This is a genomic window from Xanthobacter sp. AM11, assembly GCF_047444035.1.
GTDB lineage: Bacteria > Pseudomonadota > Alphaproteobacteria > Rhizobiales > Xanthobacteraceae > Xanthobacter.
Genome location: NZ_JBLAOA010000001.1, coordinates 4,191,977 through 4,210,786, shown reverse-complemented (window position 1 = coordinate 4,210,786; position 18,810 = coordinate 4,191,977). Strand labels below are relative to the sequence as shown.

The window sequence follows — 18,810 nt, the reverse complement described above, 5'->3', positions numbered from 1 at the left end:
CGGGGCCGGTTGGTGCTTCGCGCGATGCGGGACCCTTGAAGCCGGCCGCCCCCTCTCCCGCTTGCGGGGGAGGGCCGGGGAGGGGAAGCACCGGCACTGCGGGCGCCCCGGGGGGCAGCGTCCTGCCGCCTCTCCCTGCGCGTTCTGCCCCCTCCCATCCCTCCCCCGCAAGCGGGAGAGGGCTTCAACCTGCGGAAATCTTGCCTCAGGCGGCCGAGGCGGCGGCGTTGCGGGCGGCGATGAAGGCCGCCACATCCTCCGGCGTGCCCACGGCGCTGGCGGCGATCGATTTGTCGATGCGCTTCACCAGGCCGCACAGCACCTTGCCGGCGCCCACCTCGACCACGCGGTTCACCCCGGCGCCGGCCATGTAGATGATGCTTTCGCGCCAGCGCACGGTGCCCGTCACCTGCTCCACCAGCAGGCGCACGATCTCGGCCGGGTCGGTCACCGGGGAGGCGCGCACATTGGCCACCACCGGCAGGCGCGGGGTCATCACGGTGGAGCCGGAGAGGGCCACCTCCATGGCCTCTGCGGCGGGGCCCATGAGGCGGCAATGGAAGGGGGCGGAGACCGGCAGCAGAACCGCCTTCATGGCCCCCTTCTCCTTGGCGATGACGATGGCCCGCTCCACCGCGGCCCGGGTGCCGGAGACCACCACCTGGCCGGGGGCGTTGTCGTTCGCCGCCTCGCACACGTCGTCGCCGGCCGCCTCGGCGGCCACCGCCACCGCCTGGTCGTAGTCAAGGCCCAGCAGGGCCGCCATGGCGCCTTCGCCCACCGGCACCGCATCCTGCATGGCGCGGCCGCGGATGCGCAGCAGCCGTGCCGCCTCGGTGATGGTGAGGGCGCCGGCGGCGGCAAGGGCCGAATATTCGCCCAGCGAATGGCCCGCCACGAAGGCGGCGTCGCGGGCGAGATCGAGGCCGGCCTCGGCCTCCAGCACCCGCAGGGTGGCAAGGGATACCGCCATGAGGGCGGGCTGGGCGTTGGCGGTGAGGGTCAGCGCCTCCGCCGGGCCGTCCCAGATCACCTGCGTCAGGTGCTCGTTGAGGGCGGCGTCCACCTCGTCGAAAACCGCTTTGGCGGCCGGGAAATTCTCCGCAAGGGCCTTGCCCATGCCCACGGCCTGGCTGCCCTGGCCGGGAAATAGAAAGGCGGTGTGCGACCCTGTACGCGGCCCATCCGTCATGGCGTGGCCCTCCGGTTGAAAATTTGGGGAGGGCAGGAACACCGGGAATGTGGGCGAGTCAAGGCGAGCCGGCTTGGCTTGCGGAAAAGCGCGGCCGCTGCCTTGTCCACTTCATAATTTCTCCATACCAGTAAGGCGAAGCTGGTTTATCATCCTCCCGTTGCAACTTCCGAAAGTGTGTGCAGTGAAGGCTTCCTGGGGTTTCCTCGCGCTTCTCGCCGCCGGCGTGATGGGCCTTGCGCCTGCGCTCGGCCAGACCTTCGTGCCGGCCAATGCCGGCAAGCCCCTGGCCACCATGGTTCCGCCGCCGGCCGCGAACGCGCGCCTTGCCGCGTCGGAGGTGGCGCCGGCGCCCGCCGCCCCGGCCATGAGCGCCCCCCCGGATGCCGCGCCGGCCGCCGCCACCGCCTCGCCGCAGAACCTGGTCGCTTATTCCGCCTGCAACGTGGACGGCAAGTACATTGCCATCACCTTCGACGACGGGCCGAACCCGGAGACGACGCCGCGGCTTCTGAAGATGATGGAGCAGCGCGGCATCAAGGCCACCTTCTTCGTGCTGGGCAGCCGCGCCGTGGCGGAGCCGGGCATCATCCGCCAGATGCAGGCCCAGGGGCACGAGGTGGCCAACCATTCCTGGAATCACCCGCAGCTGCCCAAGATTCCCCTGGCCGCGGCCGACAAGCAGATTGCCGATACCAACGCGACCATCACGCAGATCACCGGCAAGGCGCCCACCTTCGTGCGCCCGCCCTACGGCGCCATGACGCCCGCCCTGCGCGCGCACCTGCGCGAGAAGTTCGGCTCCACCTTCATCTACTGGTCGGTCGATCCCCTGGACTGGAAGGACCGCAACCCGCAGCTCATCCACGACCGCATCGTGTCCAACGTGCATCCGGGCGCCATTATCCTGGTCCATGACATCCACCCCACCACGGTGGACGCCATGCCGAAGACCTTCGATGACCTGCTGGCCAAGGGCTACAAGTTCGTCACGGTGTCCGAGCTGATCGCCATGAACAAGTCGGTGCCGGAGCCCAAGGTGGCCTCGCTGAACCCGGCGCCGAAGAAGAAGCCGAAGCCGCAGGGCGCGGCGGCGGCGAAGCCGGCTTCAACCACCGCCTCCACCACCGCCGCCAAGCCCGCCTCTGCGACCGCCAAGCCGGCCGCCGCGAAGCCTGCCACCACGCCGCGCCCGCCGGCGGGCGTCGGGCTGTACTGAGGGCCGTTCGCCTCCCGGCCCGGCTTCAGGCGCTCCGGCGCTGCCAGGCGCGAGGGGAAAGGCCGGTCCAGCCGCGAAAGGCCCGCGTGAAATGGGCCGGCTCCGAATAGCCGAGGTCCAGCGCCATGGCGGCGATGGAGAGCCGGCGCTGCCGCAGCAGGTTTTCAGCCTCCTCCCGCAGCACCGACCGGGCGACCTGCTCGAAACCGGTGCTGCGATGGGCGAGCCGGCGCTGCAGCGTGCGCGCCGACAGGCCGAGCCGCCGCGCCACCGGGGCGAGCGCCGGCCGCCCCGCCAGAAGCTCCAGGCGGATCAGATGCTCCACCAGCCCCACCAGATCGTCGGGGATGGCCTCCCGCGCCACGGCCTCGGGCGGCCGGGACCTGGGCGCGGGGTTTTCGGCGAGGAGATGCGCCTCGGGAAAGCTCACAAGGGCGCGAGCGCTGCGGCCGAGGTCGGTCCTGAGCACGTCCTCCACCGCGGTCCGGCCGGGGAGGGGAGGGCCCGCCACCGCCGCCCGCAGGGGGGTGAAGCGCGGGCCGATGAAGCGGCGCAGCAGATCGAGCATGTAGCCGAGGGCGAGGCATTCATTGAGCTGGCGGCCCTCGTCGGACCGGTCGATGACGCTGTAGGTCCAGTGGGCGATCCCGTCTTCCGCCCACAGCTCGATGCGGGTCGAGGATTGCAGCAGGGTGCCCATCATGCCGTTGGCGCGAGCGATGGCCACGTCGAGCCGGTCGGCGGTGAGCACATGATCGCCGAGGGCGCCGAGGCCGAGGATGCCGGCCTCCACCGACAGCCGCGCCCCCAGCGCCGGATCGCCGATCTCCCGCGCGGCGCAGGCGATGAGGCGCAGCTGGTCGCGCAGCAGGATCAGCCGCTCGGGATGGTCCACCAGCCGCAGCGGCAATTCCGCGGCGCGGAACACCCGCGCGGGTGAGCCGCCCGCGCGCTCCACCGCATCGGCGACCCGCCCCATGGAGCGGGCCTTGGTGAGGCCCCAACTGGTCATCCGCGCCCCGTTCTGTCGCGAAATGGCAAGAACCGCCGCTCGCCCCGCGCCATTCTCCCGGGCGACGGGCGGCACAACCGCCCGCGCAGCTTCAGGGATGGAACGAACATGAGCAAATCTTCTGAAATCGAGCCGCCGGAAGCCGTTCAGGCGGCCCTGCGCGCGGCTGTCGGTGCGTCGCAGGCGGTGGTGCGGGCGGGCGTGGTGCTCCACTTGCCGGCCCATGACGCGCAATGGGTGGCGACCGGAATTTCCATCACGCGGGGCGAGACGGTCACGCTCCTGTCCTCGGGCATCGCCTGGCTCTCCCGCGCGTTCGACCTGTTCGTCACCGGCGGCCTGTCGCTCTGGTACCGCATCGGCGGCGGCCCCATCGGCAAGGCGGGTGGCGACACCTTCAGCTTCCAGGCGGAGCGGGACGGGCCGCTGGAGCTGATCTGTCATATGGCGGGCCAGTGGATCGACGAAGGCGGGCGGTTCGATCCGGCCTCGACCCTGGAGGACGGCGGCCTCTGCGTCGCGGCCCTCGTCTGGCGCGGCGACCGGGACGCGGGCCTTGCCGCCTTCGCGGCGGCCGATTCCACCGGCCTTGCGGCGCGCGAGCAGGCGCGGATCGCGGCCTTCCGCCCGCTGCCGGCGGGCTGGGCACCCCTGTGGCGGGTGGGCGCCACCTCCATCTTCTGCGAGGCGGTGGACGCGGACGCGCCCCCGCGCATCGCCTGCCGCTGCATCGAGGATGCCGGCATCATCAAATATCCGCTGAGCCTGCCGCTGACCGACGACCTCGCCATCGCCTGGGACTGGCGCATTGAGCGCCTGCCCTCCGCCGTCGCCGAGAACATCGCGCCGACCCACGATTATCTCTCCCTCGCGGTGGAATTCGACACCGGCCAGGACCTCACTTATTTCTGGAGCTCCTCCCTGCCGGTGGGAACCACCTTCCGCTGCCCGCTGCCCTGGTGGGACCAGGTGGAGACCCATATGGCCGTGCGCTCCGGCGCCGAGGGGCTCGGCCAGTGGCTCGGCGAGCGGCAGCCCCTTCTGTCCGACTACCGGCGCTGCGTGGGCGGCCCCGATCCGGCGCGGGTGGTGGGGGTGTGGATCATCGCCCTGAGCGCCTTCCAGCGCGGCGCGGGCATCGCTGACTTCGCCCGCATCCGCCTCGAAGGGGCGGGCGGCGAGACCTGGGTGGGGCCATAGGGGCGGAGGCCTCCCGTCTTGCCTTTCCCCCGAAACCTGCTATACGCCCCGCTTCCGTCGCACCCGGCCGGGGGCTGAACGGACGGTCTTCTTTTGCCGCGGCCCATCCCATGCGGGTGGCCAAGGCGCAGGAGGGCAGGGCGAGAGCCCGTCGTCCCGTGTCCCCGCCTTCCGAGCTTCGCGCCTTTCAAGGCAAGAAGGGCTTGGCGCCGGTGGGCGGAAACGTGAAACCGAAAGGCAGTTGAACACATGCCGCTCTACGAGCACGTGTTCCTCGCGCGCCAGGACGTGACGGCGCAGCAGGTCGAGGAACTCACCACCCGTTTCAAGGGTGTCATCGAGGCGAATGGCGGCTCGGTCGGCAAGACCGAGTATTGGGGCGTCAAGTCCCTCACCTATCGCATCAGCAAGAACCGCAAGGCCCACTTCACGCTCATGAACATCGACGCCCCCCCGGCGGCGGTGCAGGAGCTGGAGCGCCAGCAGCGCATCGACGAGGACGTGCTGCGCGTCCTCACCCTGCGCGTGGAAGAGCACGAGGAAGGCCCCTCGGCCATGCTGCAGAAGCGTGACCGCGACGATCGCGGCGAGCGCGGCGAGCGTGGCGAACGCGGGTTCGGCGGCCGGGACGGTGGTCGTGATGGCGGCCGCGAGGATCGCCCGCGCCGTCCGCGTCCCACCGAGGAAACCCACGCCGAGGAGGAAGTCTGATGGCATTCGCTCAGTCCGGTGGCGCCGGTGCCGGCGCCGGTGGTGGCGGCGGCCAGCGTCGTCCCTTCTTCCGTCGTCGCAAGACCTGCCCCTTCTCCGGCCCCAATGCGCCGAAGATCGACTATAAGGACGTGCGGCTCCTGCAGCGCTACATCTCCGAGCGCGGCAAGATCGTGCCGTCGCGCATCACGGCGGTGTCCGCCAAGAAGCAGCGCGAGCTGTCCGCCGCCATCAAGCGCGCGCGGTTCCTGGGCCTTCTGCCCTTCGTGATCCGCTGAGATCCTTCGCCTGCCCCCGCGTGGGGCAGGCGGCTTTCGTCATGAATGGCGACGCGCCTTGGGGAATGAGCCCCGTGGCGTCGGCTGGGGCGGGCAGTAGCCGCCTCTAACCGCGTGAGCGGGACAGCTTGTCGAATGGGACCGATCCTCCTCATCGCCGTGGCCGCAGGCGCGGCCTCCGCCCTTCTTGCTGCCGGCGTGGCGGCGGGATCGCTTCTGGCCGTCCCCCTGTTCTATCTTGCGCCCCTGCCGGTGATGATCGCCGGCATCGCCTTCGCCCCCCTCGCCGCCCTGTTGTCGCTGGTGGTGTCCGGCGCCGGGCTCGCGCTGGTGTTCGGCGGCCCCTTCCTCCTCGCCTATCTTCTCGGCCTCGGCGGGCCGGCCTTCGGCCTCTCCTATGCGGCCATGCTGGCGCGCCCCGATCCGGCCGCGCGCGACGGGCTGGTGTGGTTTCCCGTGGGCGGGCTGGTGCTGCTGGGAGCCGGCTTCTCCACCCTGGCCGTCACCGTGGCGCTATTCTCCATGGCGGGGGACTACGACAGCTACCACGCCGCCATCATCGCCGCCTTCGAGGCGCTGGTCGCCGCCCAGGGACTGCCGGATGGCGGGCCGTCGCCGGGTGTCGATCCGGCGGTCTTCGGCTCGCTCATCGCCCGCATCCTGCCCGGCATGGCGGCGGTGCTGAGCCTGGCGGCGCAGCTGGTCTGCCTCTATCTCGCCGGCCGCGCGGCGCTGCTCTCCGGCCGCCTGCGCCGGCCCTGGCCGCATCTTTCCGCGCTGCGCCTGCCGCCGGTCACCTCCCTGGCGCTGGCCATCGCCATCGGCCTCAGCATGGCCGGCGCCATGGTGGGCCTGGCGGCGTCCGCGGCGGCCTCCACCCTGGTGTTCGCCTATGCGCTCGCGGGCTTCGCGGTGGTGCATGCGGTCACCTTCGGCCACGGCGCGCGCTTCCTCATTCTCGGGCTGCTGTGGGTCACCACCTTCGCCCTCGGCTGGCCCGTCCTCGCCATGGCCGTCCTCGGCTTCGTGGACGGCATGCTGGATTTTCGCGCGCGGATGCCGGCCGGGCGGGGACCCCCGGCGGCGAACGACCGCTGACACCGCATCACACGAACACATCGAACAAGAGAAAAGGAGATCACAATGGACGTCATTCTTCTCGAGCGCGTCGCCAAGCTCGGCCAGATGGGCGAAGTGGTGAAGGTGCGCGACGGTTTCGCCCGCAACTTCCTGCTGCCCACCGGCAAGGCCCTGCGCGCCACCAAGGACAACCGCAGCCGCTTCGAGACCATGAAGATCGAGCTGGAGGCGCGCAACCTGGAGCGCCGCAAGGACGCCGAGGCGGTGGCCGAGAAGCTGGCCGGCCAGAACGTGGTCATGCTGCGCCAGGCCGGCGAGAGCGGCCAGCTCTACGGCTCGGTCTCCACCCGTGACATCGCCGATGGCCTCACCGCCGCCGGCTTCACCGTGGACCGCCAGCAGGTGGTGCTGAACCACCCCATCAAGACCCTGGGCGTGCATGTGGTGCCCGTCACCCTCCACCCCGAGGTGGAAGTGACGGTGAAGGTGAACGTGGCCCGCAACGCCGAGGAGGCCGAGCGCCAGGCCCGCGGCGAGGACGTGCGCACCGCCCGTGACGAGGATGCCGAGATCGAGGCCGAGCTCGCCATCGAGCGCGCCGAGGTGGCCGCCGAGCTGGAAGCCGAGGAAGGCGCCGTCGGCTGAGGCCGCGGCAGGTCCGGCCTGCGGGGCCCACGGGCCCTGCGCGCGCCTTCGGATCATGGACAGGAGCGGCGTCCCGGCGAGAGCCGGGGCGCCGTTCGCGTTTCAGCGCCCTTCGGGCGGCGCACGGCGATGACATGCCGTCAGGGGAGGTGCCCCGCGGCTCTCGCGCACGTGAGTTCCGCGCCCCCGCCGGCACCGCGCCGCCATATTGCCGGCTGCCGAACTTGGTGTTTTCATTTCACCTGTTGCGGCATTTCCGGTGCGGCACAGGGTTTCGGTCACCTGCGCGGCGGCGGGTGAACCAAACGGAACAAGCGGCGTTGTCGCTGAAACGCGGCTTTGGAGCGCGGGTCCGGGGCATTCCCCTGCGCTCGTCGGCGCCCGCGGCGCGCCCCGCACCGGAATCGGGAGAAAGGAACAGGTTTCAGAACCAGATGGAGGCGGCCGATGATGGAGCGGTTGCTGGAGCAGGTCTTGTCCAGGGTGATTACCCATGGCGCGCTGACGCTGACCACGGCGTCCGGGCGCACGGTTGGCATCGGCCGCGCGCCGCCCGGGGCGCCGCGGATCGCGGTGCGCATCACCTGCCCCGCCGCCCAAAGGGGCATCTGCCTGGACCCGGAGCTGAAGCTGGGCGAAGCCTATATGGACGGTACCTTGGTGTTGGATGAGGGCAGCATCGCCGACTTCCTCGACCTCGTGATGTCGCAGCCCAGCGCGGTCAACCCCACGCCCCCGGCCAGGCTGCTCTATCTTGCCCGCCGGCTGGGGCGCCGCATGGCCCAGTTCAATCCGCCCGGCCGCGCGCGGCGCAATGTGGCGCACCATTACGACATCGACGGCCGGTTCTATTCCCTCTTCCTCGATGACGACCGGCAGTACAGCTGCGCCTATTTCGAGCACGATGGCCAGAGCCTCGACGATGCGCAGCTGGCCAAGAAGCGCCACATCGCCGCCAAGCTGGTGCTGGATCGCCCCGGGCTCAAGGTGCTGGACATCGGTTCCGGCTGGGGTGGCCTCGGCCTTTATCTGGCGCAGATGGCCGGCGCGCGGGTCACCGGCATCACCCTGTCGCGCGAGCAGCTCGCCTTGGCACGGAACCGGGCGGCGGAGCGCGGCCTGGCGGGCGGGGTGGAATTCCGCCTTGAGGACTATCGTGATGTGCAAGGCCCGTATGATCGCATCGTGTCCGTGGGCATGTTCGAGCATGTGGGCGTCGCCCATTTCGGCGCCTTCTTCCGCAAGGTGGCGGGGTTGCTGGAGCGCGACGGGGTGATGCTGCTGCACGCCATCGGCCGTTCCGACCCGCCCGGGGTCACCAACCCGTTCATTGCCAGATACATCTTCCCGGGCGGCTACATTCCCGCTTTGTCCGAGGTGCTGCCGCACATCGAGCGGGCGGGGCTGGTGGTGGCGGATGTGGAGCTTCTGCGCCTGCACTATGCGCAAACCCTGAAGGCCTGGCGCCAGCGCTTCCTCGCCCGCCGCGACGAGGCGGTGCGCCTCACCGACGAACGGTTCTGCCGCATGTGGGAATTCTACCTCGCCGCCAGCGAGATGGCGTTCCGCCACCAGGGGCTGAACGTGTTCCAGATCCAGCTGGCCCGCCGGCAGGACGCGGTGCCCCTCACCCGCGACTATGTGGCGGAGGCCGAGGAGCGCCTGCGCCGGGCGGAGGCGGCAGCCCGCGCGCCGCTGCGGCTGGCGGGGGAATAGGCGGACGGGTCCGGCGGCCCGCCTGCCCCGGTTCCACAGGAGCGGATCGCGTCCTAGATGAAATAGAGCAGCGTCAACAGCACGAAGCAGGGGATGAGGAAGCCGAACGACCACAGCATGTAGCCGAAGAAGCTCGGCATCTTCACCCCGCGGTGGCGGGCGATGGACAGCACCATGAAGTTGGGCGCATTGCCGATATAGGTCAGCGCCCCCATGAACACCGCGCCGGCCGAGATGGCTTCCAGCGTCACCGCCAGGGGGCCCATGAGTTGGTGGGGGTCGCCGCCGGCGAGATTGAAGAAGACGAGATAGGTCGGTGCGTTGTCCAGGAAGGCGGAGAGTGATCCCGTCAGCCAGAAGTACCAGACGTTCACCGGCTGGCCGTCCGCCCCGGTCACCAGCTCTACCAGCGGCGCGAAGGCCCCGCGCGAGCCGGCCTTCAGGATGGCGATGACCGGGATGATGGTGAGGAAGATGGCGGCGAACAGCTTCGCCACCTCGCGGATGGGCTCCCAGTCGAAGCCGTTGCGCTCGCGCAGCAGTTGCGGGGTGATGGCGAGGGAGGCGAGGGCAAGGCCCACCAGCAGCACGTCGCGCACCACCCACTGCAATTCCAGGTGCGTGCCGTAGATGTCGAAGGAGATGCCGGGCTTCCACAGGGCGCTGAGCAGGATGGCGCCGATGATGCCGCCCAGCAGCGCCAGGTTCTGCGCGCCGCGCATGCCGATGCCCTCGGTGTCGGGGGTGGGGTCCACCGGCAGCGGCGGCTTCACGTCCCGGGCGTAGAGGAAGCGGTCCAGCAGGTAATAGGCGACGATGAGGAGGCCGACCACCACCGCCGTATCATGGAACAGGTGGGTGGTGGTCCAGAAGAAGTTCACGCCCTTCAGGAAGCCCAGGAACAAGGGCGGGTCGCCCAGCGGCGTCAGCGAGCCGCCGATGTTCGACACCAGGAAGATGAAGAACACCACCGTGTGCACATTGTGCCGGCGCCCGTCATTGGCGCGCAGCAGCGGGCGGATGAGCACCATGGATGCGCCGGTGGTGCCGATGAGGCTCGCAATCACCGTGCCGATGGCGAGAATCGCCGTGTTCACCTCCGGCGTGCCCTTCAAATTGCCGGTGATGAGGATGCCGCCCGACACCGTGAACAAAGCGAACAGCAGGATGATGAACGGAATGTATTCCAGCAGCGCGGTGTGAACCACCTCGTGCGCTGTGGCCGGAAAGCCATAGGTGAGCGCGAAAGGTGCCGCGAAGGCGAGGCCCCAGAACAGGGCGACCTTGCCGTAATGGTGGTGCCAGAAATGCCCGGCGAGCAGCGGAAACAGGGCGATGGACAAAAGCATGCCCGCGAACGGCAGCGCCCACAGGGGGGAGAGGCGCGCGCCGTCCAGCACCGCAGCGCCATCGGCCGCAAGGGCTGCGGATGCGCCGAGAACCGGCAGGAGAAGGGCGCCGGCGGACCCGAAGGCGAACAAGAACCCGCGACGCGACGCTGCCATTGCCACCCTCCAGATTGCCGGCTCTGGTTTGATGGACGATGGCGGCAGCGGTGGCAAGGCCCTGCCGCCGCGCCGCTCAGGCCGGGGCGACCGCGCGCCGGACGGTTGACCGGGCGGCTGGTTTCTGTCCTAGTCCGCCGCGTTTTTACCCCTGACGGCACAATGACCCAAGATCACACCCCGGAGCGTCCCGCAGACCGTTACAATGCCCGCGATGCCGAGCCCCGCTGGCAGAAGACGTGGGCCGAGCGCGGCATCTTCCGCACGCGCAACGACGATCCGCGCCCGAAATTCTTCGTGATGGAGATGTTCCCCTATCCGTCGGGGCGCATCCATATCGGCCACGGCCGCAATTATGTGATGGGCGACGTGCTCGCGCGCACCAAGCGCATGCAGGGCTTCAACGTGCTCCATCCCATGGGCTGGGACGCCTTCGGCCTGCCGGCGGAAAACGCTGCCATCGAGCGCGGCATCCATCCCAAGAGCTGGACCTACGAGAACATCGCCTCCATGCGCGAGCAGCTGCAACTGCTCGGCCTGTCGCTCGACTGGAACCGCGAGATCGCCACCTGCGACCCGTCTTATTACGTGGAGCAGCAGCGCATCTTCCTGGATTTCCTGGACCACGGCCTCGCCTATCGCAAGGAGAGCGAGGTCAATTGGGACCCGGTGGACAACACCGTGCTCGCCAACGAGCAGGTGATCGACGGGCGCGGCTGGCGCTCGGGTGCCATCGTGGAGCGGCGCAAGCTTTCCCAGTGGTTCCTGCGCATCACCGCCTTCGCCCAGGAACTGCTGGACGCGCTGGACACGCTGGACCGCTGGCCGGAAAAGGTGCGCCTCATGCAGCGCAACTGGATCGGCCGTTCGGAAGGCATGGAGGTGCTGTTCGAGTTCGCCCGCGCCAGTGTCGCCGGCGGCCGGCTGCCGGCGGGAACGGCGGCCGTGAAGGTCTACACCACCCGCCCCGACACCCTGTTCGGCGCCTCCTTCCTCGCCCTCTCGCCGGACCATCCGCTGGCGCAGGCGCTGGCGCAGAACGACCCCGCGCTCGCCGACTTCATCGCCGCGTGCAAGCGCGGCGGCACCTCGGCCGAGGAGATCGAGACCCAGGAGAAGAAGGGCTACGCCACCGGCCTCGACGTGGTGCACCCGCTGGACGCCAAGCGCACCGTGCCGGTCTATGTGGCCAATTTCGTGCTCATGGACTACGGCACCGGCGCCATCTTCGGCTGCCCGGCCCACGACCAGCGCGACCTGGACTTCGCCCGCAAGTACAAGCTCGCCGTGACCCCCGTGGTGCTGCCGCCGGACACCGATCCCGGCGCCTTCGCCATCGAGGACGTGGCCTATGACGGCGACGGCACCCTGTTCAACTCGGCCTTCCTGGACGGCATGAGCGTGCCCGCCGCCAAGGAGGCGGTGGCCCGCCAGCTGGAACGCTTCCGCGTGGGCGACGCGCCGCAGGGCACGCGGCGGGTGAACTTCCGCCTGCGCGACTGGGGCATCTCCCGCCAGCGCTACTGGGGCTGCCCCATCCCGGTCATCCATTGCGACGATTGCGGCCCGGTGGGCGTCCCGCGGGACCAGCTTCCCGTGGAACTGCCCGACGACGTGACCTTCGACCGTCCCGGCAACCCGCTGGACCGCGCCAAGGCGTGGCGCGACGTGCCGTGCCCGAAATGCGGCAAGCCGGCGCGGCGCGAGACGGACACCATGGACACCTTCGTGGATTCGTCCTGGTATTACCTGCGCTACGCCTCCGACACTGTGGACAAGCCGCTGGACAAGGCGGCGGTGAGCCACTGGCTGCCGGTAGACCAGTATATCGGCGGCATCGAGCACGCCATCCTGCACCTGCTCTATTCGCGCTTCTTCACCCGCGCCCTCAAGGCGTGCGGCCGCGTGGACCTGGACGAGCCGTTCGCCGGCCTGTTCACCCAGGGCATGATCGTCCACGAGACCTACAAGGACCGCGACGGCAAGTGGCTGTTCCCCGAGGAGGTGAAGCTCCTCGGCAACGGCAAGGCCGTGAAGATCGCGGACGGCTCGGACGTCATCGTCTCCCCGCCGGAGAAGATGTCCAAGTCCAAGCGCAACGTGGTGGCGCCCGAGGTGGTGGCGGATACCTACGGCGTGGACTGCGCTCGCTGGTTCATGCTCTCCGACACCCCGCCCGAGCGCGACAGCGAATGGACGCAGGGCGGCATCGAGGGGGCGTGGCGCTTCGTGCAGCGCGTCTGGCGCCTGGTGAACGAGGCGGTGGAACTGGGCGCCGCCCCGGGGGCGCCGTGCCCCGATACCGTTTCCGAGACGGCGCTGGGCCTGCGCCGCGCCGCCCACGGCCTGGTGGCGACGGTGGCCGAGGACATCGAGCGGCTGCGCTTCAACGTGGCGGTGGCGCACGTGCACGAATTCGCCAACGTGTTCGGCAGCGCAGTGGCCGCCGCCCGGTCGGGCGCGCCGGTGCCGGCAGACCTCGCCTTCGCCCTGCGCGAGGCGGCGGAAATGCTGGTGGCGGTGGTGGCGCCCATGACGCCGCATCTGGCGGAAGAATGCGGGCTGGTGCTGGGGCGCGAGGGGCTGGTGGCGCAGGCGCCGTGGCCCACCCCCGACCCCGCGCTGCTGCGCCAGGATACGGTCACACTTCCGATCCAGATCAATGGCAAGAAGCGCGACGACATCGTCGTCCCGCGCGATGCGACCGCCGCGGACGTGGAAGCGGCGGTGCTGAAGCTGGAAAGTGTGCAGCGGGCCCTCGACGGGCGCGCGCCGAAGCGTATCATCGTGGTGCCGCAGAGGATCGTGAATGTCGTTGCCTGATCCCTCGTCGCTCACCGGTCGCCCCGCGCGCCTCCTCGCGCGGTTCGCCCTCGTGTGCGCGCTGTCCGGGGCGCTCGCGGGCTGCTTCCAGCCCCTTTACGCCGAGAATGCCACGGTGGGCGGACCCGCCCTCCTGGACAAGCTCAAGGATGTGGAGATCATCCAGATCCAGGGCCGCCTCGGCAACGAGGTGCGCAACGATCTCATCTTCGCCCTCACCGGCGGCGCGGGAAACCCGAAGGGCGCCCCGCTGCAGATGATCGTCTCGGTGGATTCCTCCACCTCCACCGCGCTTCTGAATTCCTCCTCCGGCCTGCCGGAAAACCAGATCGTCCGCGTCACCGCCAACTGGCGCATCATCCGGGCCGGGGACGAGAAGAAGAAGACCGTGGCCGAGGGCGCCGCCTCCGGTACCGCCACCATTGACACCAGCGACCAGCGCTTCGCCAATTACAGCGCCTCCATCGACGCGGAAAAGCGCGCGGCCCGCATCGTCGCCGACCAGATCAAGGCGCAGCTCGCGGCCTATTTCATCCGCACGGCCAACGCCCCGGGCTCGGCGAGCTGATCCCGTGGTGGCCGTGCGCCCGGGCGACGCCGAGGCGGCGCTCGCCCGGCGCGACCCCTCCAGAAACGTGGTCCTCATCTTCGGCCCGGACACCGGCCTGGTGCACGAGCGCGCCGAAGGGCTGGTGCGCCGCGCCGTGCCCGATGCCCACGACCCCTTCGCCTTGGTGCGCCTCGACGGCGACGACATCGCCGCTGACCCGCGCCGGCTGATCGACGAGACATCCACCATCGGCCTGTTCGGCGGCGAGCGGGTGGTGTGGGTGCGCGCCGGCAGCAAGAATATCGTGCCCGCCCTCCAGCCGGTGCTGGCCGGGCGCTGCGATGCGCTGGTGGTGGTGGAGGCCGGCGACCTGAAGAAGGGCGCCCCCCTGCGCGCCTTGTGCGAGGGCGCCCCCAACGCCCTCGCCATCGCCTGCTATGCGGACAGCGAGCGCGACCTGGCCCGGCTGGCGGACACCATGATGGCGGAGGCGGGCCTCGCCATCGACCGGGACGCGCGGGAACTGCTGGTGTCGCTGATCGGCGGCGACCGCATGGCGTCCCGCGGCGAGATCGCCAAGCTCGCCCTCTATGCCCGGGGCCAGCAGAAGGTGACCCTGGAGGACGTGCGCACCATCGTCGGCGATGCCTCCGCCTTGGCCCTGGACGATGTGGTGGATTGCGCCCTTGCCGGCGAGCCGAAGGCGGCGGCCGCCGCCCTCGCCAAGGCCTATGGCGCAGCGACGCGGCCCGATGCGGTGCTGGGCGCGCTGCTGCGCGGCCTCACCGCCCTGCACCAGATGGCGCTGGCGGTGGCGGCGGGCTCCAGCCCCGACCATGTGATCGGCAATGCCCGCCCGCAGGTGCATTTCTCGCGCAAGCCAAAGCTGGAAAAGGCGCTGCGGGCCCTCGACCCGGACCTGTGCCTGAAGGCCATGCTGGCGGTGGACGACGCCATTCTGGCCGCTCGCCGCAATGCGCCGCTGGCCCCCGCCATCTGCGAGCGGGCGGTGTTGCTGGTGGCCCAGCAGGCCGGGCGGCGGCGGCCGGCCTGAGACGCTCCGGCGGGCGCCGGCCTCAGCTGTCCGAGCTTTCCCGCGCCAGGCGGCGGAAATGGCCCTTCGTCTGCAGCCACGCGAGGGCGACGAGGCCCGGCAGGCCGGCGACGGCGGTGAGGGTGAAGAAGACGGACCAGCCCGTGGATTCGGCGATGGCGCCGCTGGAGGAGCCCAGCAGCGTGCGGCCCACCGCCGTCAGGGCCGTGAGCAGCGCATATTGGGTGGCGGTGTGCTCGCGCGCCCCGCACAGGGCCGAGAGATAGGCAACGAAGATCACCGTGCCGATGGCGCTGGTGAAATTCTCCACCAGGATCACCCCCGTCAGCACAGCCTCGTTCGGCCCCGCATAGGCCTGGAGCGTGAAGCCGAGGTTGGAGGCGATCTGCAGCACGCCGGCGATCCACAGGCAGGTGACGAGGGGATGCGCGCGGGCGACATAGGCCCCCGCAAAGCTGCCGGCGATGGTGCCGCCGAAGCCCACCACCTTCACGATCTCCACGTAGGTCGCCTTGGAGAAGCCGATGTCCAGCACGAACGGCCCGGTGAGCACGCCGGCGAAGGCGTCGCAGAATTTGAACAGCATGACGAACAGGAGAATCATCACCGCCTGGTCGCGGCGCAGGAACTCGCTGAATGCGCCCACCGTGGTGGCGACGAGCCGGTGGCCGGTGCCCTCCTCCGGCGCGCGTTCCGGCGCCTTGGGCTCGCGGGCGAAGAGGGTGGCGAGAATGCCGATGGCGACGCACGCGGCGGCAATGGCATAGCCCCACATCCAGCTGGTGCCGCGCGGCAGGCCGAGGGCCGATTCCAGATAGGCCACCAGAGCGATGACGCCGGCGCCGGTGACCAGCATGGCGATGCGGTAGCCGGTGACATAGCCGGCCATGCCGGCCGCCTGCTCGCTGGCGCTGTCCAGCCGCTCCACGCGGAAGGCGTCCACGGCGATGTCCTGCGTCGCCGAGGCGATGGCCACGGCAAGGGCGCAGGCGGCGACGGCGAAGGGGGTGCTTATGGGGTCCTGCACCGCCAGCGCGGCGATGGCCGCGATGAGGACGATCTGGCAGGTCAGCAGCCAGCCGCGCCGCCGGCCCAAGAGGCGGGAGAGGACCGGCACGTCCACCGCGTCGAGCACCGGCGCCCAGAGGAATTTCAGGGTGTAGGGCAGCCCCACGAGGCTGAACAGGCCGATGGCGGTGAGCGTGACCCCCACGTCCTTCATCCACAGCGAGAGCGTGCCGCCCACGAGCGCCAAAGGCAGGCCCGAGGAAAAGCCGAGCAGGCTGACGGTGAGCACGTCGCGCCGGGTGTAGAGCGCGACCGCCTCCTTCAGGGTGCGGCGCTGGGGTGCGGTGGCGCCGGTCGGGCTGAGGCTCTGCTCGGTCATCTGGGTCCTTCCGCCATTGCCGGACCGCGCGGTCGCGTGCCGCCGCTGGAGGTTGCGCGGCAAACCCGGTCCGACCTGCTTATCGGCCCGACCGGTGAAAAGGTCCCTACCGCGGCGGCGGCCGTCGCCGCGCCCTCACGCCTGGGACTGGCTCCACAGGCCGGATTCCACCTTGGACACCGCGATCACGGCCTGGGTGCGGCTTTCCACGCCCAGCTTCTGCAGGATGGCAGAGACATGGGCCTTCACCGTCGCCTCGGAGACGGAAAGCTCATAGGCGATCTGCTTGTTGAGCCGGCCTTCCGACAGCATCATCAGCACCCGCACCTGCTGCGGGGTGAGGGTGGCGAGCCGGGCGATGATGGCATCGGTCTCCACGTCCGCCTTGGTGAAGATGTTGACGTCGGGCGGTACGAAGGTTTCCCCCTTCAGCACGTTGGCCACCGCGTCGCGCATGTGGGCGACCCCCATGGTCTTGGGGATGAAGCCGGAGGCGCCGAGATCGAGGCAGCGGCGGATCACCGCCGGCTCCTCATTGCCGGAAACCACCACCACGGGGAGGGCGGAATACTGCGCCCGAAGATAGATGAGGCCGGAAAAGCCCCGCGCCCCGGGCATGGTGAGGTCGAGCAGGATCAGGTCGAACTCCTGGTCGCGCTCCAAGAGCGCGGTCAGGTCGTCGAATGTGCCCACTTCCTCGATCACCGCATCGGTGTGGCGCCCCAGCACGGCTTCCCGAAGGGCGCCGCGGAACAGGGGGTGGTCGTCGGCGATGACGAGGCGCAGGCCGCTCCCGGCGTCTTCTCCCAAAGCGTCCTCCCAGAAAGGCTTCGCCCTTCTTATTTCGACAGGCGTACCGGCCTGCCTTGCGAATCGGCGTCGGTGATCATCAATCCATGGCGAAGCCGTGACAAGCCGATCAGCTCAAATGCCTGATTGCGCCTGTGAATGCCAGCACAACCTCACGGCGGTGCGGCCGGTCGCGGTGCTCCAGCAGGAAGATTCCCTGCCAGGTGCCGAGGGCCATGGCGCCGTCGCGCACGGGCACGCAGAGGCTGGAATCGCTGAGCATGGTGCGCACATGGGCCGGCATGTCGTCCGGCCCCTCGGTGTCGTGCACCCAGCCGTGATCGCGCGGGGCGAGGCCGCGCAGGGCGGTGAGGAGGTCCGTGCGCACGTCCGGGTCGGCATTTTCCTGGATGGTCAGGGAGGCCGAGGTGTGGCGGCAGAAGAAGGTGAGGACCCCGCTGCCGGCGCCGATCTCGCTAAGGAAGGCGCGGGCGGCGGCGGTGAGCTCGGTGAAGCCCTCGCCGGGCGTGTCCACCGTCAGCCTTGCCTCGGCATGGTGCACGGCGGTCGCCTGGGTCGCCGGCGAGCGGGTGATGCGCGTCATGGGGCTGCTCCCGGGGTCGCTTGCGTCGGTTGCCGCGGGCTTTTACCAGTCTTGCGGTGCGCCCGCCTCAAGGATCGTCGCCCATGTCGAAGCTCGCCCTGGATGCCGCCGTATTTTCCGACGCCGCCGTCGCCCCCGACACGCGCCTCGTCAACGACGCCATCGTGAAGGCGCTGCGGGCGCTGGGCGAGCGCTGGGCGGCGCCGCTGCCGGAGATCCGCGCGGCCCGGCTGTCGGGCACCGGCACCTTTCCCCTGCCGCCGGAAAGCCCGCGGGCGCGGGTGGAGACCATCCCCGGCCCGCGCGGCCCGGTGCCGGTGCGCATCCTGATGCCGGACGGGGCGCCGAAGGGGGTCTATCTGCATATCCACGGCGGCGGCTGGACCGTGGGCTCGGCCCGGGAGAATGAAGGACTGACCTCGCGAATCGCCGCCAATTGCGGCCTTGCGGTGGTATCCGTGGACTATGCCCTCGCCCCGGAGGAGCCCTATCCCGCCGGCCCGGACGATTGCGAGGCGGCGGCCCTGTGGCTGGTGAACGAGGGTCCGGCCCGCTTCGGCACGCAGCGCTTCGCCATCGGCGGCGAATCGGGCGGGGCGACGCTGGCGGCGGCGACGCTGCGGCGCCTGCGCGACCGGCACGGGCTTTCGCCCTTCGCCGCGGCCGTGCTCACCTCCGGCTGCTTCGACCTGCGGCTGACCCCCTCCGTGCGCAACTGGGGCGAGCTGCCTTTGGTGCTGAACACGGAGGACATCGCGCGTTTCGTCGGCAATTACCTGCGCCTCGAAGGCCGGGCCGACGACCCGGACGTGTCGCCCCTGCTCGCCAGCCTCAAGGGCATGCCAAGGGCGCTGTTCACGGTGGGCACCCGCGATCCGCTGCTGGACGACACCTTGTTCATGGCCAATGCCTGGCTGGCGGCGGGCAATGCCACCGAGCTGGACGTCTATGCGGGCGGCTGCCACGTCTTCATCGGCTTCCCCGGCACCATCACCGACCAGGCGCTGAAGCGGATCGACGCCTTCCTCACCGGTTTCTGAGAGGG

General features: G+C 70.1%; 17 protein-coding genes. 11 read left to right on the top strand and 6 right to left on the bottom strand.

Annotated features, from left to right (window positions below):
- Positions 1-205 precede the first annotated feature (205 nt).
- Positions 206-1,192 carry an ACP S-malonyltransferase gene (fabD, locus tag ACI7BZ_RS19275; protein WP_414118746.1) on the bottom strand — a complete coding sequence of 329 codons (987 nt, stop codon included), beginning with the start codon at positions 1,190-1,192 and terminating at the stop codon, positions 206-208.
- A gap of 184 nt (positions 1,193-1,376) precedes the next feature.
- Between fabD and ACI7BZ_RS19270 the strand changes: the two genes are divergently transcribed.
- On the top strand, positions 1,377-2,411 hold the full coding sequence (locus ACI7BZ_RS19270) for a polysaccharide deacetylase family protein (protein WP_414118745.1): 1,035 nt from the start codon (positions 1,377-1,379) through the stop codon (positions 2,409-2,411).
- A 25-nt stretch (positions 2,412-2,436) separates the two neighbouring features.
- Here the strand turns inward: ACI7BZ_RS19270 and ACI7BZ_RS19265 are convergent, their stop codons facing one another.
- A complete protein-coding gene (locus tag ACI7BZ_RS19265) occupies positions 2,437-3,423 on the bottom strand; it encodes an AraC family transcriptional regulator (protein WP_414118744.1) in 987 nt (328 codons plus the stop codon).
- 108 nt (positions 3,424-3,531) lie between these two features.
- Between ACI7BZ_RS19265 and ACI7BZ_RS19260 the strand changes: the two genes are divergently transcribed.
- The 6 genes from ACI7BZ_RS19260 (at position 3,532) to ACI7BZ_RS19235 (ending at position 9,053) form a co-directional block, all read left to right on the top strand.
- Positions 3,532-4,623, top strand: a complete 1,092-nt coding sequence (locus ACI7BZ_RS19260) for a DUF3047 domain-containing protein (RefSeq protein WP_414118743.1) — start codon at positions 3,532-3,534, stop codon at positions 4,621-4,623.
- Positions 4,624-4,872: 249 nt separating this feature from the next.
- Positions 4,873-5,334 carry a 30S ribosomal protein S6 gene (rpsF, locus tag ACI7BZ_RS19255; protein ID WP_414118742.1) on the top strand — a complete coding sequence of 154 codons (462 nt, stop codon included), beginning with the start codon at positions 4,873-4,875 and terminating at the stop codon, positions 5,332-5,334.
- The gene (gene rpsR, locus ACI7BZ_RS19250; RefSeq protein ID WP_414118741.1) at positions 5,334-5,612 is read left to right on the top strand and encodes a 30S ribosomal protein S18; all 279 of its coding nucleotides are present in this window, start codon (positions 5,334-5,336) and stop codon (positions 5,610-5,612) included. The genes rpsF and rpsR overlap by 1 nt, the downstream gene beginning before the upstream one ends.
- A 135-nt stretch (positions 5,613-5,747) precedes the next feature.
- Positions 5,748-6,710: a DUF2232 domain-containing protein gene (locus tag ACI7BZ_RS19245; protein WP_414118740.1), complete on the top strand. Its 963-nt coding sequence runs from the start codon at positions 5,748-5,750 to the stop codon at positions 6,708-6,710.
- Between the two features lie 45 nt (positions 6,711-6,755).
- Positions 6,756-7,337, top strand: coding sequence for a 50S ribosomal protein L9 (gene rplI, locus ACI7BZ_RS19240; RefSeq protein ID WP_414118739.1), 582 nt, complete (start codon positions 6,756-6,758; stop codon positions 7,335-7,337).
- 450 nt (positions 7,338-7,787) lie between these two features.
- The gene (locus tag ACI7BZ_RS19235; protein WP_414119217.1) at positions 7,788-9,053 is read left to right on the top strand and encodes a cyclopropane fatty acid synthase; all 1,266 of its coding nucleotides are present in this window, start codon (positions 7,788-7,790) and stop codon (positions 9,051-9,053) included.
- A gap of 53 nt (positions 9,054-9,106) precedes the next feature.
- Here the strand turns inward: ACI7BZ_RS19235 and ACI7BZ_RS19230 are convergent, their stop codons facing one another.
- Positions 9,107-10,558, bottom strand: coding sequence for a sodium:proton antiporter (locus tag ACI7BZ_RS19230; RefSeq protein WP_414118738.1), 1,452 nt, complete (start codon positions 10,556-10,558; stop codon positions 9,107-9,109).
- A gap of 162 nt (positions 10,559-10,720) precedes the next feature.
- On the opposite strand from ACI7BZ_RS19230, the gene leuS reads away from it, so the two are divergent.
- Genes leuS through holA form a run of 3 tightly spaced genes read left to right on the top strand, consistent with a single transcriptional unit; the run spans position 10,721 to position 14,985 of the window.
- Positions 10,721-13,381 carry a leucine--tRNA ligase gene (gene leuS, locus ACI7BZ_RS19225; RefSeq protein ID WP_414118737.1) on the top strand — a complete coding sequence of 887 codons (2,661 nt, stop codon included), beginning with the start codon at positions 10,721-10,723 and terminating at the stop codon, positions 13,379-13,381.
- The gene (gene lptE / locus ACI7BZ_RS19220; RefSeq protein WP_414118736.1) at positions 13,368-13,949 is read left to right on the top strand and encodes an LPS assembly lipoprotein LptE; all 582 of its coding nucleotides are present in this window, start codon (positions 13,368-13,370) and stop codon (positions 13,947-13,949) included. Before leuS ends, lptE begins: the two co-directional genes overlap by 14 nt.
- 4 nt (positions 13,950-13,953) lie before the next feature.
- Entirely contained in the window at positions 13,954-14,985 is a 1,032-nt protein-coding gene (gene holA, locus ACI7BZ_RS19215) for a DNA polymerase III subunit delta (protein ID WP_414118735.1), read from the top strand.
- 22 nt (positions 14,986-15,007) lie between these two features.
- Here the strand turns inward: holA and ACI7BZ_RS19210 are convergent, their stop codons facing one another.
- The 3 genes from ACI7BZ_RS19210 to ACI7BZ_RS19200 all read right to left on the bottom strand — a co-directional run bounded on the left by ACI7BZ_RS19210 (position 15,008) and on the right by ACI7BZ_RS19200 (position 17,765).
- Positions 15,008-16,372 (bottom strand): AmpG family muropeptide MFS transporter, encoded by a 1,365-nt coding sequence (locus tag ACI7BZ_RS19210; protein ID WP_414118734.1) that lies wholly within the window; start codon positions 16,370-16,372, stop codon positions 15,008-15,010.
- A gap of 135 nt (positions 16,373-16,507) precedes the next feature.
- Positions 16,508-17,182: a response regulator transcription factor gene (locus tag ACI7BZ_RS19205; RefSeq protein ID WP_414118733.1), complete on the bottom strand. Its 675-nt coding sequence runs from the start codon at positions 17,180-17,182 to the stop codon at positions 16,508-16,510.
- 109 nt (positions 17,183-17,291) lie between these two features.
- Positions 17,292-17,765: a secondary thiamine-phosphate synthase enzyme YjbQ gene (locus ACI7BZ_RS19200; protein WP_414118732.1), complete on the bottom strand. Its 474-nt coding sequence runs from the start codon at positions 17,763-17,765 to the stop codon at positions 17,292-17,294.
- Between the two features lie 83 nt (positions 17,766-17,848).
- Here ACI7BZ_RS19200 and ACI7BZ_RS19195 point away from each other — a divergent pair, with 83 nt between their 5' ends.
- Entirely contained in the window at positions 17,849-18,805 is a 957-nt protein-coding gene (locus ACI7BZ_RS19195; RefSeq protein ID WP_414118731.1) for an alpha/beta hydrolase, read from the top strand.
- The last annotated feature ends 5 nt before the right edge of the window (positions 18,806-18,810 follow it).

Excerpts from the sequence above, each read along its gene's own strand:
- fabD (WP_414118746.1), bottom strand. The coding sequence starts at position 1,192 with ATGACGGATGGGCCGCGTACAGGGTCGCACACCGCCTTTCTATTTCCC.
- ACI7BZ_RS19265 (WP_414118744.1), bottom strand. The coding sequence starts at position 3,423 with ATGACCAGTTGGGGCCTCACCAAGGCCCGCTCCATGGGGCGGGTCGCC.
- ACI7BZ_RS19260 (WP_414118743.1), top strand. The coding sequence starts at position 3,532 with ATGAGCAAATCTTCTGAAATCGAGCCGCCGGAAGCCGTTCAGGCGGCC.
- rpsF (WP_414118742.1), top strand. The coding sequence starts at position 4,873 with ATGCCGCTCTACGAGCACGTGTTCCTCGCGCGCCAGGACGTGACGGCG.
- rpsR (WP_414118741.1), top strand. The coding sequence starts at position 5,334 with ATGGCATTCGCTCAGTCCGGTGGCGCCGGTGCCGGCGCCGGTGGTGGC.
- ACI7BZ_RS19245 (WP_414118740.1), top strand. The coding sequence starts at position 5,748 with ATGGGACCGATCCTCCTCATCGCCGTGGCCGCAGGCGCGGCCTCCGCC.
- rplI (WP_414118739.1), top strand. The coding sequence starts at position 6,756 with ATGGACGTCATTCTTCTCGAGCGCGTCGCCAAGCTCGGCCAGATGGGC.
- ACI7BZ_RS19235 (WP_414119217.1), top strand. The coding sequence starts at position 7,788 with ATGGAGCGGTTGCTGGAGCAGGTCTTGTCCAGGGTGATTACCCATGGC.
- ACI7BZ_RS19230 (WP_414118738.1), bottom strand. The coding sequence starts at position 10,558 with ATGGCAGCGTCGCGTCGCGGGTTCTTGTTCGCCTTCGGGTCCGCCGGC.
- leuS (WP_414118737.1), top strand. The coding sequence starts at position 10,721 with ATGACCCAAGATCACACCCCGGAGCGTCCCGCAGACCGTTACAATGCC.
- lptE (WP_414118736.1), top strand. The coding sequence starts at position 13,368 with ATGTCGTTGCCTGATCCCTCGTCGCTCACCGGTCGCCCCGCGCGCCTC.
- ACI7BZ_RS19210 (WP_414118734.1), bottom strand. The coding sequence starts at position 16,372 with ATGACCGAGCAGAGCCTCAGCCCGACCGGCGCCACCGCACCCCAGCGC.
- ACI7BZ_RS19200 (WP_414118732.1), bottom strand. The coding sequence starts at position 17,765 with ATGACGCGCATCACCCGCTCGCCGGCGACCCAGGCGACCGCCGTGCAC.
- ACI7BZ_RS19195 (WP_414118731.1), top strand. The coding sequence starts at position 17,849 with ATGTCGAAGCTCGCCCTGGATGCCGCCGTATTTTCCGACGCCGCCGTC.